We start from the raw sequence: 23,475 nt of genomic DNA on the forward strand, positions 1-23,475 counted from the left end.
GAGTATCCACTTCTTCATCCAAATCATCCTCAGTTTCAGCTTCATCTGGCTCATCTGTTGCTTCTTGATCGGCTTCGGTAGTTTCTTCTGGGGTATCTTCTACTTCTTCATTCAAATCATCCTCAGCTACAGTTTCATCCGGCTCATCTATATCGGATTCTTGTTCTTCCTCAGATGTATCTACATCATCCAAATCGTTGTCATCATAATCTACTGATGGATCTATATCTTCATATCTTGGATGATTTGAACCATCACCACTATCACTATCGTCATCGTCACCATCAGATGTTTCATCTATATCTTCATCATCATCTAAATCATCGTCATCATAATCTATTGATGGATCTATATCTTCATATCTTGGATGATTTGAACCATCACCGCTATCACCACCATCGTCATCACTACCTGAATCGTCACTATCAGATTGCTTTTTAGCTGGATCACTTTCCGATGAATCATCCTTATCATCTACATCTTCTAGTGATCCATCTTCGTCTTCATCAGATGACTCATCACCATCGTCATCGTCTGCGTCATCAACCTCATTCAATTCATCTTCAGAAGGAAGGTCTTTCGAATTATTAATCTCATCTGTTTCTGCCTGTATCTCTGCAGTAGATTCTCCACCTGTTTCTTCTACATCAGAGGCAGCAGCGCCATCTACATTTGATTCTGGAGTTTCAGGGGTCTCTGGGTTATCTGAACCGCCAACACCATCTATATTATTATTCATTTTGTCTCAACCTATATTTAATCTACGTACTTCGGAACGATTGTAAATACTAACTGCTCCATTTGATATTGTGTTCGTATATCGCCAATACGAACATATTTACATGCTTGTATAGCTTCCTGAGTAATCTCTTGATAACAACTAAATATCTCTGAAGCTAATCTACTATCTTTATCAACTCTATATTGAATGATATCTTCTTCTAATGAAAAACTATCAATCAAAAATTTCTTTAACTGCGCTTTGGAATCAATTAACGCATTGTTAATCTTAAAATAATTATATTCTAGAGACGTGCATGCTGGATAAAGTCTTTTATCCCAACTATGATCTCTAGCAATTGTTTTATCATCCAAATTCAAATAAGCATATAAAGGAAAATTATCATCCATAAACTGGTTGTCCCAGGTTACATCTACATGCTGGTAACATCCGTCAATGTTTACTATATTCCAAGCATGGGGGCCTGAATCCTGTATATTGCTTCCAATACCATTAACCACGTAACACTCAATTCCAATTTGGTCACATAAATACTTCATTGCTTTAGCAAAGCCATCACAAACAGATTTATGCTTTATAAGTGCTCCCACTATGTTGTAAGCAGAAACATATCTATTAGTTTTGTCATTCACATGTGCTGCGGCCTGATGATCATATTCAATACTATTTTTCAAATAATCATGTAGTATTAGAACCTTATCATAATCTGTTTGATGATCGTTAATATTCTCAGATATAAATTTTTGTACCAGCTCTTTGATTTGACTTTGATACTTTCTTATATCACTCACAGAATATGACTGATCGAATTGAACCACAGTTTTTAGTAAAGACCGCATTGCTCTTACTCTAGAAGCAATCCAGAAATATTGAGGATAATTATTAAAAATATCAACTGCTACTTTCTTTACACTACCAAAACTAGAAACTGCAATTCTCAAATTTCCTTGGTTTAGCCCATTTATAATTTCATCATATACTTTTTGATCAAGCCCATTTAATTGTTGATAAAAATAAGTCTTCATTAAAAAATACCTTTTTTAATAACTGTAACGTTACACAAGCATTGAAATTCTCCCATCTTGAAAAAGATAATTGCTTGTCCTGGGTTTCCTGCAATCACACGACTACCACGGTATACAGCTACAGATTCATTACTGCTTTCAATTTGAATAGAATCTTTTTCTATCGCATTAGCTGGAACTACCAAGTAATTAAGTTGTTGTGCATCCCCAGCCTTCAAAGTAATACTATCCTTACTCAATTTGATTCTCTCAATATGTGGCAAAACAGATATATTCAACGACGCCTCAACATCTTGTGCTTTAACTGTTAATGTCGTATCACCTGGCTGAACGCCATATAACTTGCCATCACGTATTTCAGCAATACCAGGATTAGAAAAATGCCAGTCAAGTTCATCGCTATCAACAGCATCTTGAGGTTCATAAGATAATTGCAACTCTCGCTCTTCATTAACAGGAACAGTAATTTGTTGTACATTAAAACTCATTTCACTAATAAAAGTACCATCTTCGATGCTAATATTTTGAGAAAATACAGGCACTGAACTATTATTCGCATAAATACTTAATACATCATCGCCTGATTTAATTGGAGTAACTTTCAAGCCTTCAATTCTAAAGCGACTATTTTTACTTTTAACAGCATAAAAAACGCCACTATTACTTGGAATTCTTTTTACATTTATAGTGAAAGTACGATCAACATAAGCCTTAGATGGAACCTTCACTTTATAAATAGGTTCTACTTCACAAATTTGATATAATTTTTCCTTATCTTCTTCTGTAAGATTAAGATCAAGCGTTCCATTATCAACTTGCTTTTGAAACTTATAATCACGATCTGACAATATTAATGGCAATCCTGCGCCAGAGATGATCTCATCAATTCTGTCAGTGGCCTCTTCACCTTTAACTTGGTAGTAAAAAATATTTACCTTTTTACCTTTAAATACCGATTGATTACCTAACGAAATTAGAAATACACTTCTATTTAGGCTTTGAATATGATTAATTAAATCTTCTCCTGGCTCTCCCTGTGTCAAAGTAATAGGGATTTGAACACTTAAAAGATCTTCAGCAAATTCTATTTTCTTAACTGTAATCTTCACTAAAGGATATTCTGTCGAAACAAGAGTATTTTCATCTGTTGGAGTGTACTCTTGCTTTTGAATTAACAGTTGGAGAAAATCATCGACTAATTCCGGATCTTCAGACCAAATACCAACCTTGATCTCACTAACAGGATTTGCATCACCAATTTCTTCTAATGTTTCTAATCGATCATAAACATCTTGCTTAAATTCAACATGTTCATAGTGATAATTTACACATAAATTATTTTCACTAGCTAACTTTTCAAAAATTTCATTTTCAAAATCAGTACCAATGAAATTCATGTCATATTTATCATTTACTTCTGAACCAATTTCATCAAAGAAATTAGTACACCATTCAACAAATGGCTTATGTCTATATGATTTGATTGAACTGTATTTTGACAAAGGATAGCCATTTATCAAGACATTTAATTCCGGTAAATATGGATTATATTTAACAATTACTCTGTTCATTATTTTTTACCATAAAATCCAAAAAATAAAAGCTTATATTTATTTTTTTCAGTATGCTTATTCATCATGTAGATAATTAATAAAAATAGTAATGATTTTATATGATTATCATCAACTTTAACGTATTCTCCAACATTATTGCGCAATTTCTTATGCCAAGCTCGAATTGCTCTTCTATCTTTTCTATCAATATCAGTTTTATTGATAGATTTCAATTCAGAGTAATCTTTACTAAATTTAATAGGCATTAGACTGAATAAACTATCACAGTCCATTAGATATGCTAAGTTATTAGCAAACATTCCTCTATTAAGTTTCTGACTTGAAAACGACTGTCTAAAGTGAGCCAAACGACGGAACATTTCTTTCTTCTTTCCCTCAGGAATACCGCTAGCACGCACTAAACCTTGAAGTCTCTTAAGAATATCCATAGTTATTCCATTATCTAACTTCTTCTCTTGGTATAAATCAATTAATGCAGAAGCTATATCGCCCTTTAAGCTAGCTAAACGATGAGGATCAAGAATTTCATCTTTTACGCCATATTTTTCTCGGCTTCGATCGATTTTAGTTAGAACTGCTTCTGCCCAATTGTTTTGATAAACAGCGGCAACACCAACTGGAAAACGAGAAATCTCATGGATTTGCTTATCATTCAAACCTATTGCTCGACCGGCAATCCTACAGTCATCATAGTCTGGTAATCTCATAATTACCTTAGTGTTAGTGTTTTTAATTGCTGAAACATCGACAGCTGTTGGAGACTGGTCGACAATAATAAAGCCTTCACCATATGTTCTCATTTCAGCAATCGCTGAACTAATCATTTCCACAGATTTACCTTGAACGTCAGCTGATTCTTGATCATTACTTGCACCACTTGAACGTTTCAAAATGTTGTGTGCTTCTTCTAGAACTGTAACGTGGCGTAAAGGTTGATTTTCTTTACTAGTACACATTCTATATTCTTGAAGTTTTAAGATCATAACACCCATTAGTAATGACTTAGTTTCCAATGAAGAAACTCTACTCAAATCCACAATAGTACTTTCATCAAACAAAGTTGGATCGTCAATATCTTCATTAGAACACATAACTTGACCAATAATCCCATTAGTCAAAGATTTAACTCTTGTTACTAATGAACCAGTGTAGTCACCTTTTGAATCAGATGAGTAAGAAGAACTATTAATTATTTTAGGTAAGATATCAATAATATCTTTAAAGGTAGGGTATTTAGGTTTGTCATTAGGAATATAAATTGATCTCTCTAAATCCCATCCACAGCTAACATATGCTTGTTCAAAAGCATCTTTTAAAATAGCTGGCATGGCAGCATAAAGTGGCCAACATGCATTAAAAATTTCAATTAATCTATCTAGGTGTTCCAAAACATGGATTTTGTCAGGAAATCTAAATGGATTTATATGCAACATTGAGAAGTAATCTGGGTTAGTACAGAAGACGTTAATCCCAGGTAATCCACCGTAATATCTCTTGTACTCACCTTTAGCCGGTTCAACAACCAAGAATGGTATCTTATTCGCGATCATCTCATCCAGAATTCTATAGGTGGTATTAGATTTACCAGATCCAGTAGATCCTGTAATAAAACAGTGTGATGTAAAACTATTTAAGTCTAGATTTACACGCGTACCATCTGTAGTTCCCATATTGAAGACTTGGCCAAATTTAATATTCTTAGCATCATTAGAGTGGTGATTAGTATACTGAACGTTTCTTCCGAACTGTGCAATATCTAAGACTGTAACACCTTTGATAGACTTTTTAGGAAGTCCCATAATCAAAGGCAATTCATTACCACTTACCATACAACATGCATTGACATACTGTGTATCTGTTGTAAAGACATCATCATTAGCAGGTATTTCGAAAAGTGGATGCATGCAATATCTTAAGCTTTCAAGCACTTTTGGAGTATGTTCCTTATCATCATTTCGCCAGACATTAACGTATGAATTTTCAATTCCAGTATCATAACCTGACATCAATGCTTTATAAGTACTTGCAGCAACAACTGCCGTTTGAATATTCTCAGAAACAAAGTAGCAGGCAACATCCCACATACCAAATGATTCACAGTTTTTTATTCTTTCCAAATGTTTTTCAATTTTTTTATTAACATATTGGACAGATTTATTTTGGTTAGTAAGAGTAATAGTACGAGTGTCACCCTTACTATGAGATTCACCTTTATTAGCACTTTTACTGGTAGAGCTTGAATTACCTTTAGTCACAGCCTTGGCCCATGAACTACCTTCACTGTATCCGGTACTATGGCCACCATTTATTCCCATACCTAGTAAACCAAAGCTCCAGCCTCTATTTTTACTCTTGTTTGTACCTTTAGAAGTACTAGTAGTATCAGTTAAACTCTCGTTAACAGACTTAGTAAAACTAGCACTCATTCCTTTGGTAACAGTATCACTTTCGTTAACACCATATGATAACTGAACAGATTGGAATGGTGATAAGGTACTTTGTAAACTTAACAATCCTTGTTTTCTTTGCTCAAGTCTTGGCTTAGAAATAGGTTCAGCAATAAATACAGCTGTATAATCATCTTGTCCACGCATTGTATCAATAAACTTTTCAATACCTTGAACAAATTCTTTTTTATCTTTATCTCTTGTAGATGGAACAACTGATACAGAAGCAACATTTTGGGTATAACCAAATCTGTTTTGATCAGTAATACTTGATAAAATATTAGTTATTTGTTTTTTCTCAATATGCTTAGTTACACTACCTGGGAAGTTTCCGTTTAAACTTTCATTTAATATTTCTTCAGCCGTAGATGCATTGTTTTTAGAACGAATACCAATATAAAAGTCTAAGCTTTGATCATGACTCTTAATTATTAAAGTATAAGAAGATTGAATATTATAAAGAGCACTGTATACACTTATTAACTTATCATTTGCATTTTCATCTTTGTCATAAACAATTCTTGCTACTTTAAAGAGACGAATATAGTCATCACTTTTTTCCGCAGGATCAGCTTCTACCACTGGATACTCATGCAAATTAATTAAGTAGTACTTATTTATAAATGAATTGGCATAAAACATGCCCTTATTTAGGACACTATCAAACTGATCTTGATCTTCTAATATTTTATAATCTTGTTTCATAACCATTCTCCAAATCACACTGTTTAAAAAGGCTTTCCTAAATTAAGAGAAAACCTTTTAAACTAAATTTTAATTGTTTTGAGAAGATGCTACTGATGACGATGTTGATGCTTTTGTTTGAATAGGTACATTTTGTGGATTGATCAATTGAGTCTTTAGATCATTACACTCCACAAATAGCGGTTTTTTAACAGTATAGTTAATTAAACTTAGCTCTAGCTTTGATTGATCATTTAATTGACAACGTAGTTGTTCACCATTCTTAGAATTAATTATAGAACTACTTATATTCAACTTGGCATTGTCAAATAGCTCCATGCTGTAATTTCCTGTATAGACAAAATCACAAACTGAATTATTAATATTAATCGTACTATCATTTCCGCCAAGAAAACCATTTATAATAGTACAGTTTGTTAAAGTAATCATTGATTTATTTTGTGTTACTACCATAGTAAATTGAGAATTATCGGCATTTAATCTTGCTTTATCTAAAGCTTCAACACATTGAATTGAAGAATTTTCAATCTTAACCACAGTATCATATATTACAGCTATATCATACGCTGTCTTCTTAGGTAATCTAGTTGTAGTTACATTATTTACTTCCAAATAACTGTTTTTACTTTGGCCAATTACCATAGGTTCTTCATTATTTGAATTTTCAATTTTACAATTATTAATGATTAATTTAGAATTATTTCCTACTAACCCAATAATTGGATGATCACCGTAATCTTCTTCTCGAGATATTGATAAATTTTCTATAGTTAAAACTGAATTGATTTGTGTTTGTAATGCCGTACCTAATTGCAAAAAAGTATTATCTCTACTTTCACCAATAATCTTTACAGTCTTAACTGCAGAATATTTACTTGTAAAAACATAATGACCTGCTTTTAAAGTAATTACAGAATTAGGTGTTATTTTGCTTATAGCATCAGTTAATTCTTGAGAATTATTTACGACAAAATTCTTAGCTGTATCAGCTGTATTATTTTTCTTATTTTCGTTTTCTTGATAATCAATATCAATCCATTTATTAGTAGTGCATAAAGCTACAATTACAGAAAAAGGCCATAAAATCCATGATAAAACAGGTTTTAAAATAAATGATTTTGTACCTTTTTCTAGTCCATTAATTGCTCCGTGCTCAATTCCTTCTTCTAAAGTATTTTCTTGTCTGTATCCTTGCTTAGCATAATTAATGCTACTGTTAACAGATTCTTTTACATTAACTTTTCTTAGATTTTGGAATACAAAAGGATTGAAACGAACATCCAAATACCAGATAGCACCCAAGATTATTAACATAATAATGAATTGGAAAACATCTGAAAACGTTCTGATATCTTGAACAAGATCAAAAAGGAACAGTACTAATAAAATTGTCCAAATTACACTGCTAACCGTTATATATTTTATTCTTTTTAAACTGCCTGAAACTTCCCACACTTTTTTTAACATTGTATTTTTACTCGCTCCAAATTAATTTTCAAAATTTAATGTCCAGTCTTGAATATTATCAACTTGTTCACTAGGATTATCACATTTAACGGTAATTGGATAGTCATTATTGTATCGCCATAATCTTAGTGTTAATTTTGATTGATCATACAACTCACACTTTATTTGTCCATGCTCATTATGAAATACTGAACGACTAAAGACGATTTGAGAATTCTGATCAGCAATTATAGGCATACCATCAGAGTTAAGTGAATCAATTGTCACATGAGTTAAATTAATAACACTTTGATTAGAAGCAGAAATTTCTAATGTTATTACACTACTATCGATATTAACAGTGCTATTACTTTCAGCTGATATCCAAAATATATTAGAAGTTGAAATAGAAATAGACCCATTATTAGATGCTAAAACACATGGGATATAAGAATCTTCAATTCTAACGCTACCTCCATTACCAGCTCCTACATCAATTCCACCATTGGCATTAATAATTGACACACAATTTAATTCGATACTTGCTCCTGATGCTTGTGCACTTATTAAAGCAGATTCTTTATTTAAATCGGTTAAAACGCAATTATTCATTACAACTTTAGCACCATTTTCGCCTGCCGCTATAATTGCATTATCTTCATAATCTACGCCTCCATTTATTTGCAAATTATTTAATGTTAAAGTACAGCCTGCTTGTACTTGGAATTGAACATTAATGGTTAAAATAGTATTAGCTACATCTTCACCTTCAAAAGTGAGAAAATTAAAGTAATTTATATTGCTATCATAATTATAAGAACCAGCCTTTAAAAAGATCACTGTACCACTAGGTGAAGTTTTAGCAGCTTGCATTAATTCTTGAGAATTACTTACAATGACTTTATTTTCATCATCTATATCATTGTTATCTGACACATCCGCATTGTTAGAGTCCGTTGATTCAGAATAAATTTCTTCATCACTAGTTATAATTCTTACTTGTTTACCAGCAAAGAAATCATCTTGATTAATAATATTAAAGTTAGCTTTAGCGTTATCTAAAAGTTCAATTGTAGGAACATGTTCATCACCTTCAAATTGAACATTTTTACCGAGAAATTCAGTATTTCCTTCGCCCTTAGCAAAAAGAGGATTATTCCATAGCTTTATTGTTGATGAATAGAATTCTACTTTTGCAGAATCTGTAGCATAATAGTATGTTCCTAAGAACTTGGAGTTCACTCCTCCAAAGTAACTGTTATCATGAACTTCTGCCCAATTGAGATTACTTTTCATTGCTACTACTGCTGCACTACCTCTTAATACAACACCAGATTCCAGATTGGTATTATACATATATAGCGGGCCATCAAAATAAATATTTGCCATCTTCTCTTTTTCAGCAACATATGAAGAAGAAAAGTTAATAGTAGTATCTGCATCATTTCCCAACAAAATTGGAGTATTATCACCAATCGCTTCAGTCAAAATACAATTAATAAATGTTAAATTACTAGAATTATCACCAATGACAGCTGGGACATCATTTCTATTTTCAGCAGTTATATTCTCAAAAATAACATTACTATTATTAATTGTAATTTTACCAACTAAATGTACATCATCTGCATTATCAGAAGCACCTCTAATAATTAATGCATCTGTTGGCATTTCATCTTCTCTGCTAGTCTTTTTATATGTATCTACATAATCTATATCATTAAGAACAGCTGCATTGTTTCTACCATGCGCAGGAGTTAAATTGATATCTTTATTCAATTCATAAGTCCCTGATGATAAAACAATTACATCACCTGTTTTAGCAGTTGCCAATATCTCTTCTAAAGTTGGCTTAAAATTGATAGAACTAAATAATCCACCTTTATTTGCTGGATCGACATTATATTCAGTCATGCCTTCCTCCTCTTAATACTCCCTAATTTTCACTTTTTAGTAATTTCATTATATAACATTTGAAACTACAAGATGTCATATTTGCACATTTTAACATTTCAAATCATCTATATCAGATAAATACGCATGAATATAATATCACTTTATTTTCACCATATCTTATAAGTTTTAAATAATATATAATTAAGCAAAATAAGAGGGTTAATTTCAAAATAGAAATCAACCCTCTTATTTTATTAACTTATTGTAGTGGTGGAACAGTATTCATGACTTCATCAATAGCATCTTGGTCACCATAATAACAGCGATGTAGCATATCGTGTAATTCAGTCAGATAATCATTGGTAGTATTGAACAATGAATATCTACCATACAAATTGATTGTAAATTGTTCAGTAAAACCGAAGCCAACTGGATGTGTTGGTAAATCTTCATCATCTTTAATGTACTTATTATATTGATAAGTAGAATTATCAGTATCCAAATAGACTGAACGAAAAGTTTCCAGATACTGTTGATCTGTTTGCGCCATTTGTAATTTAGCTTCAAAAAGCTGTTGCATTTCAGGTGCTTGTCCTGCCATGATTGCTTTACCCACTTGAACGATAGGGGTTTTATAGACAGCATGCTCTAATACCTTTTCTTTAGGTATTACATAATCAAAAAAGAATCTGATTTTTTCTGGAATAGTATCTGCAGAATAAAAACCAGGGATAGGGCCTTTACCCGCTAAATGGTTTTCCCATTCAGTCTTGCGAACACCTAATACTTCATGAGCGTCAATCTTAATTAAGTACAGAATTTCAGGATAACGTATTACGTTAAGCATTGAATTAGCCCATAAATCAAATGGGCTATCTGCAGCCATGCACCAAATAGGCTTAAAGCATATTTTTTCTTCCAAACCTGGAAAAGTAGATTCAGGATTAAGTTCATTAGAATTATAAGTTGCTAGATACATCTTTAATACCTCCAAATTCGTAAATTATAATACAGCTAACATCTCAATTAAAATGGCAAATCATCGCTTGACACATCAATAACAGTATTACCTTCATCGAGCCAGTCGTCATCCTCATCATTGTTATACTCACTAGGCAAGTGCTTGAGAATCGCACTCATCTTGCTCCATTTTAGATGAAGTTGAGGAGTATGAATATGAAATGAAATCGGAAACTTTTTATTCACATAATTTGGATGTTTCATATAATCGTATCGTGTCGTTTCAGTTAAATAACCACCAACATCAAGTAAGAAATTGTCATTATCCATCAAGCGGATACTTGTCGGCCTGCGGTTAAAACGTTCGGCAGCAATCCTAGCCATGTTCAGGTCGGTAGTTCCAGTTAAAAGATAAGAACTACAATTACCGATCACACTAGAAGTGTTAGGACCAAACTTGGTTTGAAGCTGGGATTCATCCTGTAGCATCATGCAGAATGAAATGTTCCTGCTTCTTGCAGTAGCAAGATAGTCGTCAAAGTGTGGGATTAAAACATTCTTGAAGTCATCCAAGAAGAATCTAACTTTAACTGGCAATCTATTATCCTCAAGTTCAAAGGCCTTGTGATACAAAAAGCTGATCATTTGTCCATAAAGAACATTCGAAATGAAGTTCTTAGAAGGATCCGCATCATCATACAAGATGAAAAATGCAGTTTTCGGTTTGAGCAAAGCTTCAAAGTTAATTTGATTTGAACTTAACAAATTTTCAACATCAGGATAATCATAGATACTCAAGTAAGCACCGAGTACTCCGCAAATGCTGCTCCAAGTTCGGTTAGAACCTCTAGATTGTGTCGCATGATCCCATTTCTTTAAGGCTTCGGAATCTGGATGGTTTTCTCTCAACCAATCAAACAACTTACTTCCAACAGTATCTTGAGAATTATCTGACCCCGTGTAATCGCTGAAGTAGAAACCTTTTTCGTTATCACCAAAGATCGATAACGCATTGTCGATATGATCTGGAGTAAGGTTAATAATAGAGAACAAACGAGTAATTGTACCTATCGTCTGTTCCTCTTCAGGCAAATTTTCCTTCACAAAAAGGATTAATACTTCCAAGACCGCTCTAGCCGCATTATCCCAAAATGGATCAAAATTATTTCCATGAGACCGAAATCCCGTCGGATCAGTAGCAATCACTTGATTAGCAAAATTGGTGATGTCCAGGTCTGTCTTCAAATAATGCAATGGGTTGTAACTCATCGAGTGCTTCAGATCGATTAAGTTCAAAACTTGTAAGTGATAGCCCTGCTTTTTCAAACTTTGACCCACATTATTCAAAATTGCACCTTTTGCATCGGCAATTACATAGTTAGCATTACCTTGCAAAACGTTAGGCTCCACAAAGGAATACGTCTTCCCAGTACCACTAGTACCAATGACCAAAGTATTGTCATTCAGAGCTTCATTCAAGTTCATCGGTAAAAAAGTATGCTTACCGAAAATGACGCTGTTCTTGTCTAGCTTAGTAGTCCAAGGTGTCTTTTCCTTTTCATCATCTGTTGAATTACTCATGAAACCAATTGTAGCCATAAAAATGTTCCTTTCTAAAAACAACCTACATTCAATTCTTTTTAGAACACAAAAACAGACTTGTGAACGAAAGAGAATTTTTCTTATAGATATCAGGTAATAACCCGAGGTACACCAAAAACATCTTTACAAAATGGGTATACTCACCCTCATTGCAATTAATATTTTCAATCTTTTTGGTTATACCTATAAATTTCGTAGTACAAAATTTAAATGCACTCGAGATCGTTACCAAAATATCTATAAACTATCCGTTTAAAATTATTGTCATTTTCATGACGCGCGGTTAATTTCTACGATCAAGGCAATCAACTCGCATAATTTTAAAACTCTATTTCATTCACAAATCTGTTTTATCAGTTTGGAATATTCAAATATATAACCCATCAGATTTTCATCTGACTATCTTCTATTCTAGCATTTTATTTTTTATAAGCAATACTTTCTAACAATTATTTATTAACTAGTCTATTAAGTATTTAAAACTCAGTAACTATTACAATACAAAAAGAACTTACCCCAATAAAATATAAGAATAAGTCCTTAATCAACTTAATATTTGCTTAAATCACAAATTTCGATTTCTAAAATTTCATGCTGATAATGTGAACTCTTTTTTCGCCATTCTATAAATTCTTTAGATATACGACGATTTGCTGGAATTTCAGGATCATGGTTTGAGACCTTTTGTCTTTCATTTTTATTACTATATTGCCCATTCCAATCAACTTCATAAACATATTCTTTATTATTTTCATCGACTAAGGCTACATAATAAATATCATGTCCTCCTCTGATGCACTCAATAATCGGAATACCATAATTGGTTGATAATTTAGCTTTTTCGATCATATTTATATCGAGTTTAATTTGCACATTATCGGCAATTGCATGAATATTTCTAGATGCATAATCATTTGACTCTGGATAACTAACAAATTCCTCATGATGAATATTATAAATTTTTAAATCAGTTACCATTTTTATAGGAATTTTACACCAGTCAATATTTTCAAAATCAAGACGTAATGATTTTGGCTTAATTTGAGACACAATATTTCACACTTTCTAATTTATAAATGCTTACTAAACCTGTCATATTACTTGGTGGTTTTTTATTTAAGTTCGTAGTGTTCAAGGGCTAAATAGATACCTCTTGCCTTTTGAATATCCTTGGCTGGCAAAGTCTGTCGATGGTCTGAGTCATCATATGCTGACATAAGCGAATTTTTGTCCTTGTTGTGGCCTAAGCCAAATCCATGACCAAGTTCATGGGTGATAGTAGTTACCATATCATCATAATTACCAACTTTTTTAATATATTGATAGTCTATCTTAATAGTAGCGTGTTTGTCGGGCCATTCAGTATCTGCGCGATAAGTTTCGCCCATGATGCCTTCTTTATCTTTTTCTTTGCTTACGCGTTCTTCAATTGGCATGTAACCATCGCTCCTCCATTGTCTCTGTACTAAGACAGTAGCAGTCTTAGTGTCTTTATGACAAGTTGGGTCAACATAAATAGCATATTCGCCTTCTTTATTAGGCCAGATTGCTTTGCTCTTTTGGGATTTAGTTAATTTCAATTTTGCGTGACGTTTCATAATGCGGGGTTGTCTTGCTTCTTCTTGAGCAGTTCTTTGAACTGAACCAGTTCCAAAGTAAACAACAATTGCAAAAAGCATTGCGCTTAAGCAAGCAACAACAGTTACGATAATCTTATTCCTATTTTTATTTTTTTCATTTTAAAATACCTCTTTTATTCTAAATTAAATAAAATCAGTAGCTATTATTAACTTTTGACTTTAGGCAAAAAAAGGCCATAATCACGGTATTTAGCCGAAGTATGGTCTTAATTCTTTATTAATCTATGTCCTTTAATTCATCCTTTTTTCTCACCCAAACCACACCATCATCTCGAGAAATGGTTAATACATCTACAGGACCTCCAACTGTACGAACAGAGCCAGTATACTTACGTTTAAACGAAGTAAGACTAACCATAGTTTCTGCCATATTAGCCAATTCTCCTAATGATAAATTAGCTAGCATACTTAAAATAGGTCCTCTGTAGTCTGACTCGCATTCTTTATCAAACTCTTTTTCTGCACGAGAAAATAGACTATCAAGATGATCATTATCATCATTACCGTATTGTGCTATAACTTTTTCTTTGATTGATTTCAATTGTCTCTCACGTAAATCGTTTAAATATGGATCTATTCCGTTTAGCAGTAGCATTATCATTTCCTGCTGGGCAAATGGTGCAATAGCAGCTGTATAATTAGTCTTCATTGGATCTGTGTTCCATATAGATTCATTTACATACTTAAATTGATTAAATATAAAGCCATCTACTGATAATTGATAAATTGAAGGGAACAACTCATCTTTACCATAACCTGCAACAACCAATCCAGTGTTATAGTCAATAGATTGAACATCAGAAGAAATATAAGCAGACATAACTTTTAAGATTAAGTCTAACAATTTTTGATCTAAATTACCTAACTCAGATTGAAAGATTTGTAGTACTAAATCACCATATGTTTTTGAAAAAGTATTATCATCTACATTTATTAACTTCTGCTCTTTTTTCAAAGCATGTTGAGCTTGCCATAAAGCATCTTCTACATCATCTACACTTCTTATATTGCTTAATTTCTGTTGTATAAATTGGTAACAATAACTGGCAACATAATTCTCATAGCTTTGTTTAGTAAAAATATCCTGACTTATTATAAAATCAAAAAAACTATTAATATAATCAGGAACACTATCTAAGGGCCTTTTCTTAGCTTGTATTTCCTTAAAAGCTTTAATTAAAACTTCCCAAGGAATTCCCATAAATTCTGCATTTCCATAAATCATCATACCAATATAATGATTGTCGCCTAAAGAAAATACCTTAGTGGCATTATTTAAAGTCAAATTTGTTCCTAAAGTTACTGCGCTGTCAGCTGCTAAGGCCAAACCACGTTGATTTATAATTCCAATCTCTGCTGTCATATTTTAACCTCAATCACTTTACAATATCGTGTTATAGAATATTTCACTAATATTTTAGACCTAAATGTCAAATTAACAATATATAACCAAAAGATTATTTATTCTTCGAATCTACTTTTCGGTTGTAATCATCAATAGCTTTTATTGTCTTACTAATCGTCTCTGATCCAATTGATTGATACAACTTTTTATCACCGATAATAAAGAACCAAACCTTTGCTCTGGTAGCTGCAACATTTATGATATTAGGCTCACTTACCGCCCAACTTGCAGCACCTTTTTCTTTATCAGAAGTACCCAAGACAAGGAAAACGACTTTATTTTCTTTACCTTGAAAAGTATGAACCGTTCCAATATTTGATGGCTTACCATTTTCATATTTAGTAAAACCAATATCTTTTAGTTCTTTACTCAAATGACGAGCAACGTTCTTAAAAGGAGTGATAACAAAAATATCATCCATCGTAAATGAATTATCAGATTCCTTTACAATCTTTTGAATCGAATCCTTTAACACTTCTGCCTGTTTTTCTACAAATTTATCCTTTGATACACCCTTTACATCCATCCAGTTTCCGGCACCAATTTTGCCTTGTCTCTTTTCGGACATACCACCCTTGGCTTCTTTTGCCTTAACATTACTTGGTAAAACCATTTTGTTATTATAAGAAATCGCATTAGAAATATTGAACATTGGATTTAGGCAACGTCTGTGAACCCAAAGCGGTATACCGATCCAATTCTCATGTTCTTTATCTTTGTAATAGCCATATTGACTAGCTTGATCCATAATTGTTTGAACCGATGCATCCCCAGAAACGTATTTTTCACTTACTTTAAAAATACGGTCGCCAATAAGTGAAATCACTTTTGAATCCAGGGTATTAACAGGCTTAATTTGCGCTGGATCTCCTACTGCCATCACTTTTTTACTACGAAGAAGTGGACCTACCACCGCCTGTGGAACTGCTTGCCCTGCTTCATCAATAAACAGATTTGCTATAAAATCAGCTGGTAAATTTTTAAACATTCGATGAAAACTAGCGAATGTGGTACTAATAATTGGAATTGCAAAATTAATCCATTGCCAAGAGGCCAAAGTTAACTCTTGTTGATTTTCTTTTACTTTTTTATCTTGATTATTCCAATTAAATATAGCCATTTTTAATGACCTACTGTTTTCATAAAGGAATTGTTTTCTTACTCGTAGCGCAAGAACAAATAATTTAGATTCTTCTTGTAAATCATCTGAGTTATACCAATAAGTTTCTTCTTCAAAGTGATCATATACATCTCTATTTGAAAAATCACGTTGATAATTTGGAATTGAAATTTTCTTTGAATTTCTATTATTTGTCATTTGAGCATAATCATATGACTCTTCTTGCAACTGATTTATTTTGTTTTCTAATTCTTTTTTCTTGAGATTCTTCTCTCCCAGTTCACGTTTTAACTGTGATAGTCTTTCATTATTTTTTTGATTTTCAATTACCTTTTCTTTATTAAAAAGCCGGTCTCTTAATCTTGTAACTTGTATTGACGAAGCTACCTCTTGATACTCTTTCTGCTTAGAACTAATCTCTTCTGTAATTTCTTGAAGAGCTGGTGTTAATTTTGAAAAAATAATCTCACCATTTGCTCTGGTTGTTATCTTATATTCTTTAACTTTTTCACGCCATTTTTGTAATTGACCTAAAGAATCGGCATAATACTGCAATTTATCTCTTCTAGTTTTAACAAGATTATACTGTTTCATAAAATCATCATAAGCATCTAGGTCTGGTTGAAAATCTTCGTCTTGCAAGTATTCAATCATCTGCTTTATCTTATTGATGATATTATTCATATTTTCTTTACGGCCACCTTCAAGTGAAAAAAGTCCCCAATATTTTGGTTTCTCCAAATTAGCGTTAGCAATATCATCAAAATAATGAATATTCATTAATTCTTCTACAGGTTCTTTAAAGATATCTCCCTCATCAGGGATTTGCGGTAATTCATCTACAATATTTTGAACAGCACCATTATTAGAAGAAGCTACCACAATATTTTTATCAGCTATTTGATCAGGTAACTTTGTTTGACCAATTTCACTATCTTTTCGTGAATAAACGTTCTTTTTATCAAGATCGCAAATTTCTTTTGCTTGTCTAACTAATAATTCAGCAAATATATCTTTTAATAAAGTAGTCTTTCCAGTACCTGGAGGCCCGTTAACAGTTCTAATATCATTCTTATCATTTAGAGCTAAATTAATAGCCACTTGTTGCATCAAAGATGCTGGAAATTTAGATAAAAAGTGACCCATTGGATAATTCTTAGGCTGCAGAATTTTATCAAAAGCAGCAATATTTTCCGTTGGATCAAGATTAATTCGTTGAGCCGGATCTAATCCATGCAAATAGCGATCAAGATGAGCGGATTTTCCCTTTTTAGCCCAGTTTAAGTCATCAATAAAAAATGAATGTAAATTAACATCATCCGAATCAATCTTATTAACAATTGACCAATAACTCGTTTCTTTACTAATTTGATATTTTTTTACTAATTTTGCGAAAGCTTCATTAAAGTGAGATTCAAAGTCTTTTTCGCTTAAGTCCTGTTCTTGAAAATCGAAAAGTTCATTTAAATCATCTTTTATTTGATCTTCAAACTTTTTAAATTTATCAGGATCATTAATTAGTTCTCTTTTATTAAGTAAATAATCACTCATTGTGACAAAAGTCTGATCTTCCAACAAATGTAAGTTCTTATCAAAAGCAATAGAAAATCCAAACTTAGTTTGTTTGTTATTAACTTCATCCTGTAAATTTTTTAAATGATATTTTTGAACGATTATATCTATAACTCGTTGAAACTTAAAAGTATCAATATAAAAAATCAATCCTGGATTTGCACTCTTTTTAGTCAGACTATCTTTAAATTTGCGATTAATCATCCAACGAAAATATCCGTAATAGCCATGTGTTTTAGCTTTTGTGGGATCAAACTTATTAGCTGCATTTTTATCGCCACGTTTAGTATTTACATCACCTTCAGATAATTGCTCCATTAGAATCCATGAATTTAATATATTTTCTTTTGTATTCATATCTCTTACCCGTTATCTTTATATCAGCTTATACATATTATTATAAACTATATTCAATAAAATAATAAAAGCACTTAACTACATAGTTTATAATAGCTATTAGATAAACTGAAAGGAGCCAAATATTACTATGACTAGTAAAGACATCGAGAAATTAGAACAAGCAGACCGTTTAATGTTAAACATTAATAATAGCAATGACCTTAAAACCGATATTCTAAAGGTAGGTCAACTCTTAAAAGAAGTAAAGATATTAGAAGACGATGCTAATCTAAATACTATTATTGACACATATAATCAGAATGTTCAGAGTGAAATAAAAAAAGCACTTAAAAAGGAAATGGCAGTAATTGTAAAATTCGATTTAAAGGCTATTGAGCCATATCTAAATGACACTGATGAAATAGTATCTGACTTGCCAAACAGATGTTTAAGCAACTTTAAACAATATGGTCAAATAGTATTGCGTTTCAACGATAAAAAAATCACTTGGAAAGCCGAAAAAAGTAGAGAAGAATATCAGCAAACGTTCCATCAGTTAGATGAAAAGCGTCACAATATTCATAACGAGTGTATTAATAGTATCGCAGAAATAAATCGATTAATTAGTAATGACAGTTCTAATAAACGTGTCTTCGCTACTTGGGATAATCCAAATATTAAAAATATAAAAGAAGTACCACGTAGTGATATCGGTAATGCCATTCTTGAACAATATCTTGACAATTTAATATATAATGATCAGAATATTCTAAAGCAGTTAGCCAATTAATCTCTACACAAAAACACCAGCTATAATAGCTGGTGTTAATTTTTATATTACAAAAATCACTGAGCGTATGCTACATTAGCAAAGTTTTTACTTGCTTGACTAAAGTTCTTTAAAGTAATATCAGCTTTATCATAATATTCGTCATTAGGATACATTACAGATCCTTTATCTTTAGTATGATCAAGTCCTAAGGCATGACCAATCTCATGTTCGATAACTCTAACCATATTTGAGTCATCATCTTTTATCGATTGTGCATAAATATTAATTCTTGCTTGTGTAGCTATGCAACCATCAGAGGCAACTTTGGTCCACTCTACGCCAGCGTTCTCTCTATTGTATTCCTTCTCATCTATAATTATCTGAGCTTTATTTGGATTATTTACTATATGATAGTGTTTATAAAACCATTCACTCAGTGCATCACGAACTTTTCGATTAAACTCTCTATTTCCATTGACATAAACATTATAAGAATCATGTTTCGGTAAAACAGTTTCATTATATCTTAAGGTGCCATATTCCTTTAAATCAGATACTTGATCAGTTGTGGCCTTATATCCAACTCGACTAATGTCTTCTCCGTGTGCATCTACAGACTGCATATTTTGTCGATGAATTGAATTCAAGGAAAAAAGCCCAATTAGGATTACAATGACTGTTGCAATATTTAAAAAGATTTTTATTTTCTTCATTTTTTACCTATCCAAAATAAACTTTTTTCCATTAATAATTTTTGAAACTGTTATTTTACGTGGAGTAGTATCAATATGATATTTTTGAATAATTTCTTGGGGCAAATTGATAGATATTGTTACCTTGCTCCCTTTCTTTAACTTAGAATCAGAATGTATTTTAGTTATATTTTCTCTTTCTTCAATTTTGTTCATATCCTTCAATAACTTATCAACCTTTGTCTTACCCATATCTTTTTCTAAGTTCTTCTTTGATCCCTCTACGTAAATTTGATATTTAATAATTTTATGAACATCAGCTTTAGAGAGGCGATCATTTCTTGCCATTACAGTATCAACTCTTTTAATTAACTGAGAATATGTAGTATTACTAATATCAATATCATTAACTCCAAATCTTTCAAATACAATTCTTTGTGAGGAAAGTGGATTATTATTAACTTTGTTTTGTCGATATCGCTCATATTTAACATTAATAAATGCCATGGCTACAATTGCTATGATAAGAATTATTAAACTGATCAAAGTAGATTTACTTTTCCAGTCCGATTTTGATGTCATTATTTTTTCTTTCCATTCTTTTTTATCCCATAAACATGTTCTAGAAAATTATCCTTAGACTTTAAAGCCTCTTTTAATTTCATTTGTCTAACTAAGGATACAAAAATGCTGCAAGCCTGAGCCTGACAATTAAATGATTTATCAGGATTGAAATAAATATCAGTAAAAGCATTATATTGTAGAATTTTTTCACTAATATTTCTATTTTGCTTCTGTGTTAGTGCATTTATATAAATCCAATTGTAAAAATAAGTTTTAGGTTCTAACGGAAATTTACTACCAAATTCCTCAAACCCGACTAATTGATCATTAGTATTGATTTTTTTAATTATTTGCTTTGCTTGTTGTGGCGAATAATTTAGTAAATTATTTTGACTACCATTTTCCTTGAAAAATTTACCTGCTTGAAAAGCTTGTTCCACTGTAAAAACTCCATGTGTGGTTCGCACTGGCAAATTAAACGCACTTGCCTTTATAGCATCTGGATCGGTTGCCGCTGAAGATACCTCTAATATTTTTGCATCTGGATATTGCTTTAAAAAAGTAGTATGAATTGCATTAATATTTTTATGAGTTTGAACTTTTGAAAAACCAGCATTCCATTTAAAGTTAATATCGATTTGTGAAAAATCATTTTTTTCATTTACATAAAAAACTGGTCTAGTAGCCATTATTTACTTCCATTCTCTTAATATTAATTCCTAAATCCTTTAAATCTCCAATACAAAAACTTAATCTTAATTTTTCAACCTCATAAGTGTCAGCTGGAAAAACTATGTCAGTAATTTTATCTTTCGGAATTCTATCCTTAATTAAAACTTCGGCTTGACTATCAGTCGTCAAATTTAAAGGCAAATCCGAAGCACGATCTTCTTCTTGAAGCTTATTGTATCTAACAAAACTAATCGGATCTGCAAACATATTTTCAAATGCATCAAAACCGGATTTCACATTTTTACCACTTGCAGTAGCAGCATTAACTGGTGAAAATAAACTCGTATCATCAATTACAGACGGATCAATACATAAGACTACCCATTGATTAAAAAGATCATCTTTCGAATGTTCCTCTCTAAAACGCATATATTTTGAATTAGGCCGCTGAATAGAGCAACTTACATAGTTCGTATGTCCATCTAATCTCTGCTTATCTAATTCCTCTAAGTAATCTGACTGTCTAATATAATCAGTTGAAAGAATTCCATTCTTTTCAAATTTGCCATCACCTAAAATGAAAGGTAAATTGCTGGATTTAGTAAAGTGACATAAACGTGTAATTCCTCTTCTTTGGATTTCATCTTGAAATTTATTCATTCTAATCATCTACCTACTGTTGTAATCAAATCTGACTTAAGTATAAAATCTAATGGATTATTTTTATAAATTAATACTAACTTTTTACGAGCACGAGTAGCTGCAACATAAATAGTTTTAGCTAAAATCCTTTGGTTATCAGGATTAGCATAAATATCATCATACTCTTCTCGACTTAAATCCATATTAGGCTGAATATCATCGATACATAATACAAAGACAGTATCAAATTCCAAGCCTTTAATTCTATTGATATTATCTACAAATAAATCATTCTCCGGATCATAATCATCGATGTTGCTAGTCCAGTGAATATCATTATCTGCTAGTAATTTGATTAGTGGTACCTTTTCATCACGAGGATTCATTAAAATAACGGCAGTTGACTCATGATTTTCAAGACTTAATTTTAATGCGGAAATTAAGCCACTATAATTATCATCAACTAAGTGACATAAATATGGTTTTTCTCCTTCAAAAGCAGAAGTTGATGGCTCAATGAAATTATCATCTTTTTCAAACAGATCAGTATCTAGCATAGCTTTGGCTAATTCTCCGATTTGTTTGGTATTACGATAATTCCGCTCTAACCGGTATTGCTTCCGAATATTATCCAAGCCTAACGATGCCCATGAAATTCTTTGACCAAAAATATTTTGTGAGGTATCACCAAATACGCTCCAAAGGCCATCGCTCTTTATAATTTTAGAAAGTGCTTTAAACATCACTGGTGAAATATCTTGAACTTCATCAATAATTATATATTTTGGTCTTTCTTCTTCTGGTACCTGACAATATTTGATAGCAAGTGAATAAATATCATTAAAGTTGAAGAATTTTTTATTTTCCTTCATACGTTTCATATTATAATCTTTAAAAATTTCAAACATTGTCTCACGCTGCTGTTTAGAAATTCTCTGATTACCTCGACCCACTCTAGTAATTGATAGATACTCATCTTTATTTTTAACGTAATTTTCTTGCATCCAATAAATTTCATCTTCAATAAAAGTATCTACATCATCCTTCGACCATAAAGTACTATCAGGGAATTTTTGACGCTCCTCTGCTATTAAATCCTTAATTAGCCTTTTATCATCTTGAACTCTAATTGCAGATAAATTACTAATTATCTCTTGTAAATCAATTTCATCTGTTGATCTATCTTTTCTATATTTCACCAATAAATTAGATAAATTATCATCAGGTTGAAGATAATTATCTACTATCTTTTTGAAATAACTATATATGGTATTTACTTCAACATTATCTGTATCCGGATATTTTTCAATTGTTTTCTTTAGTACATCGTTAACATCCTTATTAACAGATAAAACTAATACTTTTTCATTAGGATATCTTTTACTAATCCAAATAGCCCGATATGCAGCTTCAACAGATTTTCCACTTCCAGCTACTCCCAGTACTACTTGGTTACTATCTTCAGGTAAATACAAAATACGACATTGCTCGCCAATCAATTGCGGCAACTTAGGTGACAACATACTAATCGTTCTCTTTTCTAAAGCCTAATTACTACATATTTTTTCATTTTTATACGTAAGCGTCATATAACCGAGTATCTTTTTTAGTCCGTATTTTTCAGGTATTCTAATCTCATCAATTTAATGGAGGTTAAGAA

At 31.8% G+C, this 23,475-nt stretch carries 17 protein-coding genes and 1 pseudogene; 1 reads left to right on the plus strand and 17 read right to left on the minus strand.

Features of this window, described 5'->3' with window-relative positions; genetic code table 11:
• From JEM49_RS10160 to JEM49_RS10215, 12 genes and pseudogenes are all read right to left on the minus strand, one after another.
• A pseudogene (locus JEM49_RS10160) lies at positions 1–739 on the minus strand (hypothetical protein); the annotation flags it as partial.
• 17 nt (positions 740–756) lie between these two features.
• Positions 757–1,767, minus strand: a complete 1,011-nt coding sequence (locus tag JEM49_RS10165) for a transglutaminase domain-containing protein (protein ID WP_201874891.1) — start codon at positions 1,765–1,767, stop codon at positions 757–759.
• Positions 1,767–3,338, minus strand: a complete 1,572-nt coding sequence (locus tag JEM49_RS10170) for an Ig-like domain-containing protein (RefSeq protein WP_201874893.1) — start codon at positions 3,336–3,338, stop codon at positions 1,767–1,769. Before JEM49_RS10170 ends, JEM49_RS10165 begins: the two co-directional genes overlap by 1 nt.
• Positions 3,338–6,493, minus strand: a complete 3,156-nt coding sequence (locus JEM49_RS10175) for an ATP-binding protein (RefSeq protein WP_201874895.1) — start codon at positions 6,491–6,493, stop codon at positions 3,338–3,340. The genes JEM49_RS10170 and JEM49_RS10175 overlap by 1 nt, the downstream gene beginning before the upstream one ends.
• A 69-nt stretch (positions 6,494–6,562) precedes the next feature.
• Positions 6,563–7,960 carry a hypothetical protein gene (locus JEM49_RS10180; RefSeq protein ID WP_201874897.1) on the minus strand — a complete coding sequence of 466 codons (1,398 nt, stop codon included), beginning with the start codon at positions 7,958–7,960 and terminating at the stop codon, positions 6,563–6,565.
• Positions 7,961–7,981: 21 nt separating this feature from the next.
• Positions 7,982–9,853, minus strand: a complete 1,872-nt coding sequence (locus tag JEM49_RS10185) for a hypothetical protein (RefSeq protein WP_201874899.1) — start codon at positions 9,851–9,853, stop codon at positions 7,982–7,984.
• 241 nt (positions 9,854–10,094) lie between these two features.
• Positions 10,095–10,814 (minus strand): hypothetical protein, encoded by a 720-nt coding sequence (locus JEM49_RS10190; RefSeq protein ID WP_201874901.1) that lies wholly within the window; start codon positions 10,812–10,814, stop codon positions 10,095–10,097.
• 47 nt (positions 10,815–10,861) lie between these two features.
• Positions 10,862–12,394, minus strand: coding sequence for a VirD4-like conjugal transfer protein, CD1115 family (locus tag JEM49_RS10195; RefSeq protein ID WP_201874903.1), 1,533 nt, complete (start codon positions 12,392–12,394; stop codon positions 10,862–10,864).
• A 552-nt stretch (positions 12,395–12,946) separates the two neighbouring features.
• Positions 12,947–13,447, minus strand: a complete 501-nt coding sequence (locus JEM49_RS10200; protein WP_201874906.1) for a hypothetical protein — start codon at positions 13,445–13,447, stop codon at positions 12,947–12,949.
• A gap of 62 nt (positions 13,448–13,509) precedes the next feature.
• Positions 13,510–14,076 (minus strand): matrixin family metalloprotease, encoded by a 567-nt coding sequence (locus JEM49_RS10205; protein WP_201874908.1) that lies wholly within the window; start codon positions 14,074–14,076, stop codon positions 13,510–13,512.
• A 178-nt stretch (positions 14,077–14,254) separates the two neighbouring features.
• Entirely contained in the window at positions 14,255–15,400 is a 1,146-nt protein-coding gene (locus JEM49_RS10210) for a hypothetical protein (protein WP_201874909.1), read from the minus strand.
• Between the two features lie 94 nt (positions 15,401–15,494).
• Complete coding sequence (locus JEM49_RS10215; RefSeq protein ID WP_201874911.1) at positions 15,495–18,491, minus strand: DEAD/DEAH box helicase; 2,997 nt, start codon at positions 18,489–18,491, stop codon at positions 15,495–15,497.
• 130 nt (positions 18,492–18,621) lie between these two features.
• On the opposite strand from JEM49_RS10215, the gene JEM49_RS10220 reads away from it, so the two are divergent.
• The gene (locus JEM49_RS10220; protein ID WP_201874913.1) at positions 18,622–19,263 is read left to right on the plus strand and encodes a DUF3232 domain-containing protein; all 642 of its coding nucleotides are present in this window, start codon (positions 18,622–18,624) and stop codon (positions 19,261–19,263) included.
• A 56-nt stretch (positions 19,264–19,319) separates the two neighbouring features.
• Here the strand turns inward: JEM49_RS10220 and JEM49_RS10225 are convergent, their stop codons facing one another.
• Genes JEM49_RS10225 through JEM49_RS10245 form a run of 5 tightly spaced genes read right to left on the minus strand, consistent with a single transcriptional unit; the run spans position 19,320 to position 23,338 of the window.
• Positions 19,320–19,958 (minus strand): matrixin family metalloprotease, encoded by a 639-nt coding sequence (locus tag JEM49_RS10225; RefSeq protein ID WP_201874915.1) that lies wholly within the window; start codon positions 19,956–19,958, stop codon positions 19,320–19,322.
• A 3-nt stretch (positions 19,959–19,961) separates the two neighbouring features.
• Complete coding sequence (locus JEM49_RS10230) at positions 19,962–20,519, minus strand: hypothetical protein (protein ID WP_201874917.1); 558 nt, start codon at positions 20,517–20,519, stop codon at positions 19,962–19,964.
• A complete protein-coding gene (locus JEM49_RS10235) occupies positions 20,519–21,190 on the minus strand; it encodes a DarT1-associated NADAR antitoxin family protein (RefSeq protein ID WP_201874919.1) in 672 nt (223 codons plus the stop codon). The genes JEM49_RS10230 and JEM49_RS10235 overlap by 1 nt, the downstream gene beginning before the upstream one ends.
• Positions 21,180–21,833, minus strand: coding sequence for a DarT ssDNA thymidine ADP-ribosyltransferase family protein (locus JEM49_RS10240; protein ID WP_201874921.1), 654 nt, complete (start codon positions 21,831–21,833; stop codon positions 21,180–21,182). Before JEM49_RS10240 ends, JEM49_RS10235 begins: the two co-directional genes overlap by 11 nt.
• A 5-nt stretch (positions 21,834–21,838) precedes the next feature.
• Positions 21,839–23,338, minus strand: a complete 1,500-nt coding sequence (locus tag JEM49_RS10245) for a UvrD-helicase domain-containing protein (RefSeq protein WP_201874923.1) — start codon at positions 23,336–23,338, stop codon at positions 21,839–21,841.
• Positions 23,339–23,475: the final 137 nt, after the last annotated feature.

The organism is Lactobacillus sp. A27, from assembly GCF_016742815.1.
Taxonomy (GTDB): domain Bacteria; phylum Bacillota; class Bacilli; order Lactobacillales; family Lactobacillaceae; genus Lactobacillus; species Lactobacillus gallinarum.

Bases quoted from the DNA above. Each gene is read 5' to 3' on its own strand.
- JEM49_RS10190 (WP_201874901.1), bottom strand. From the start codon at position 10,814: ATGTATCTAGCAACTTATAATTCTAATGAACTTAATCCTGAATCTACT.
- JEM49_RS10230 (WP_201874917.1), bottom strand. From the start codon at position 20,519: ATGACATCAAAATCGGACTGGAAAAGTAAATCTACTTTGATCAGTTTA.
- JEM49_RS10220 (WP_201874913.1), top strand. From the start codon at position 18,622: ATGACTAGTAAAGACATCGAGAAATTAGAACAAGCAGACCGTTTAATG.
- JEM49_RS10180 (WP_201874897.1), bottom strand. From the start codon at position 7,960: ATGTTAAAAAAAGTGTGGGAAGTTTCAGGCAGTTTAAAAAGAATAAAA.
- JEM49_RS10245 (WP_201874923.1), bottom strand. From the start codon at position 23,338: ATGTTGTCACCTAAGTTGCCGCAATTGATTGGCGAGCAATGTCGTATT.
- JEM49_RS10175 (WP_201874895.1), bottom strand. From the start codon at position 6,493: ATGAAACAAGATTATAAAATATTAGAAGATCAAGATCAGTTTGATAGT.
- JEM49_RS10225 (WP_201874915.1), bottom strand. From the start codon at position 19,958: ATGAAGAAAATAAAAATCTTTTTAAATATTGCAACAGTCATTGTAATC.
- JEM49_RS10235 (WP_201874919.1), bottom strand. From the start codon at position 21,190: ATGGCTACTAGACCAGTTTTTTATGTAAATGAAAAAAATGATTTTTCA.
- JEM49_RS10170 (WP_201874893.1), bottom strand. From the start codon at position 3,338: ATGAACAGAGTAATTGTTAAATATAATCCATATTTACCGGAATTAAAT.
- JEM49_RS10215 (WP_201874911.1), bottom strand. From the start codon at position 18,491: ATGAATACAAAAGAAAATATATTAAATTCATGGATTCTAATGGAGCAA.
- JEM49_RS10165 (WP_201874891.1), bottom strand. From the start codon at position 1,767: ATGAAGACTTATTTTTATCAACAATTAAATGGGCTTGATCAAAAAGTA.
- JEM49_RS10210 (WP_201874909.1), bottom strand. From the start codon at position 15,400: ATGACAGCAGAGATTGGAATTATAAATCAACGTGGTTTGGCCTTAGCA.
- JEM49_RS10185 (WP_201874899.1), bottom strand. From the start codon at position 9,853: ATGACTGAATATAATGTCGATCCAGCAAATAAAGGTGGATTATTTAGT.
- JEM49_RS10240 (WP_201874921.1), bottom strand. From the start codon at position 21,833: ATGAATAAATTTCAAGATGAAATCCAAAGAAGAGGAATTACACGTTTA.
- JEM49_RS10205 (WP_201874908.1), bottom strand. From the start codon at position 14,076: ATGCTTTTTGCAATTGTTGTTTACTTTGGAACTGGTTCAGTTCAAAGA.
- JEM49_RS10195 (WP_201874903.1), bottom strand. From the start codon at position 12,394: ATGGCTACAATTGGTTTCATGAGTAATTCAACAGATGATGAAAAGGAA.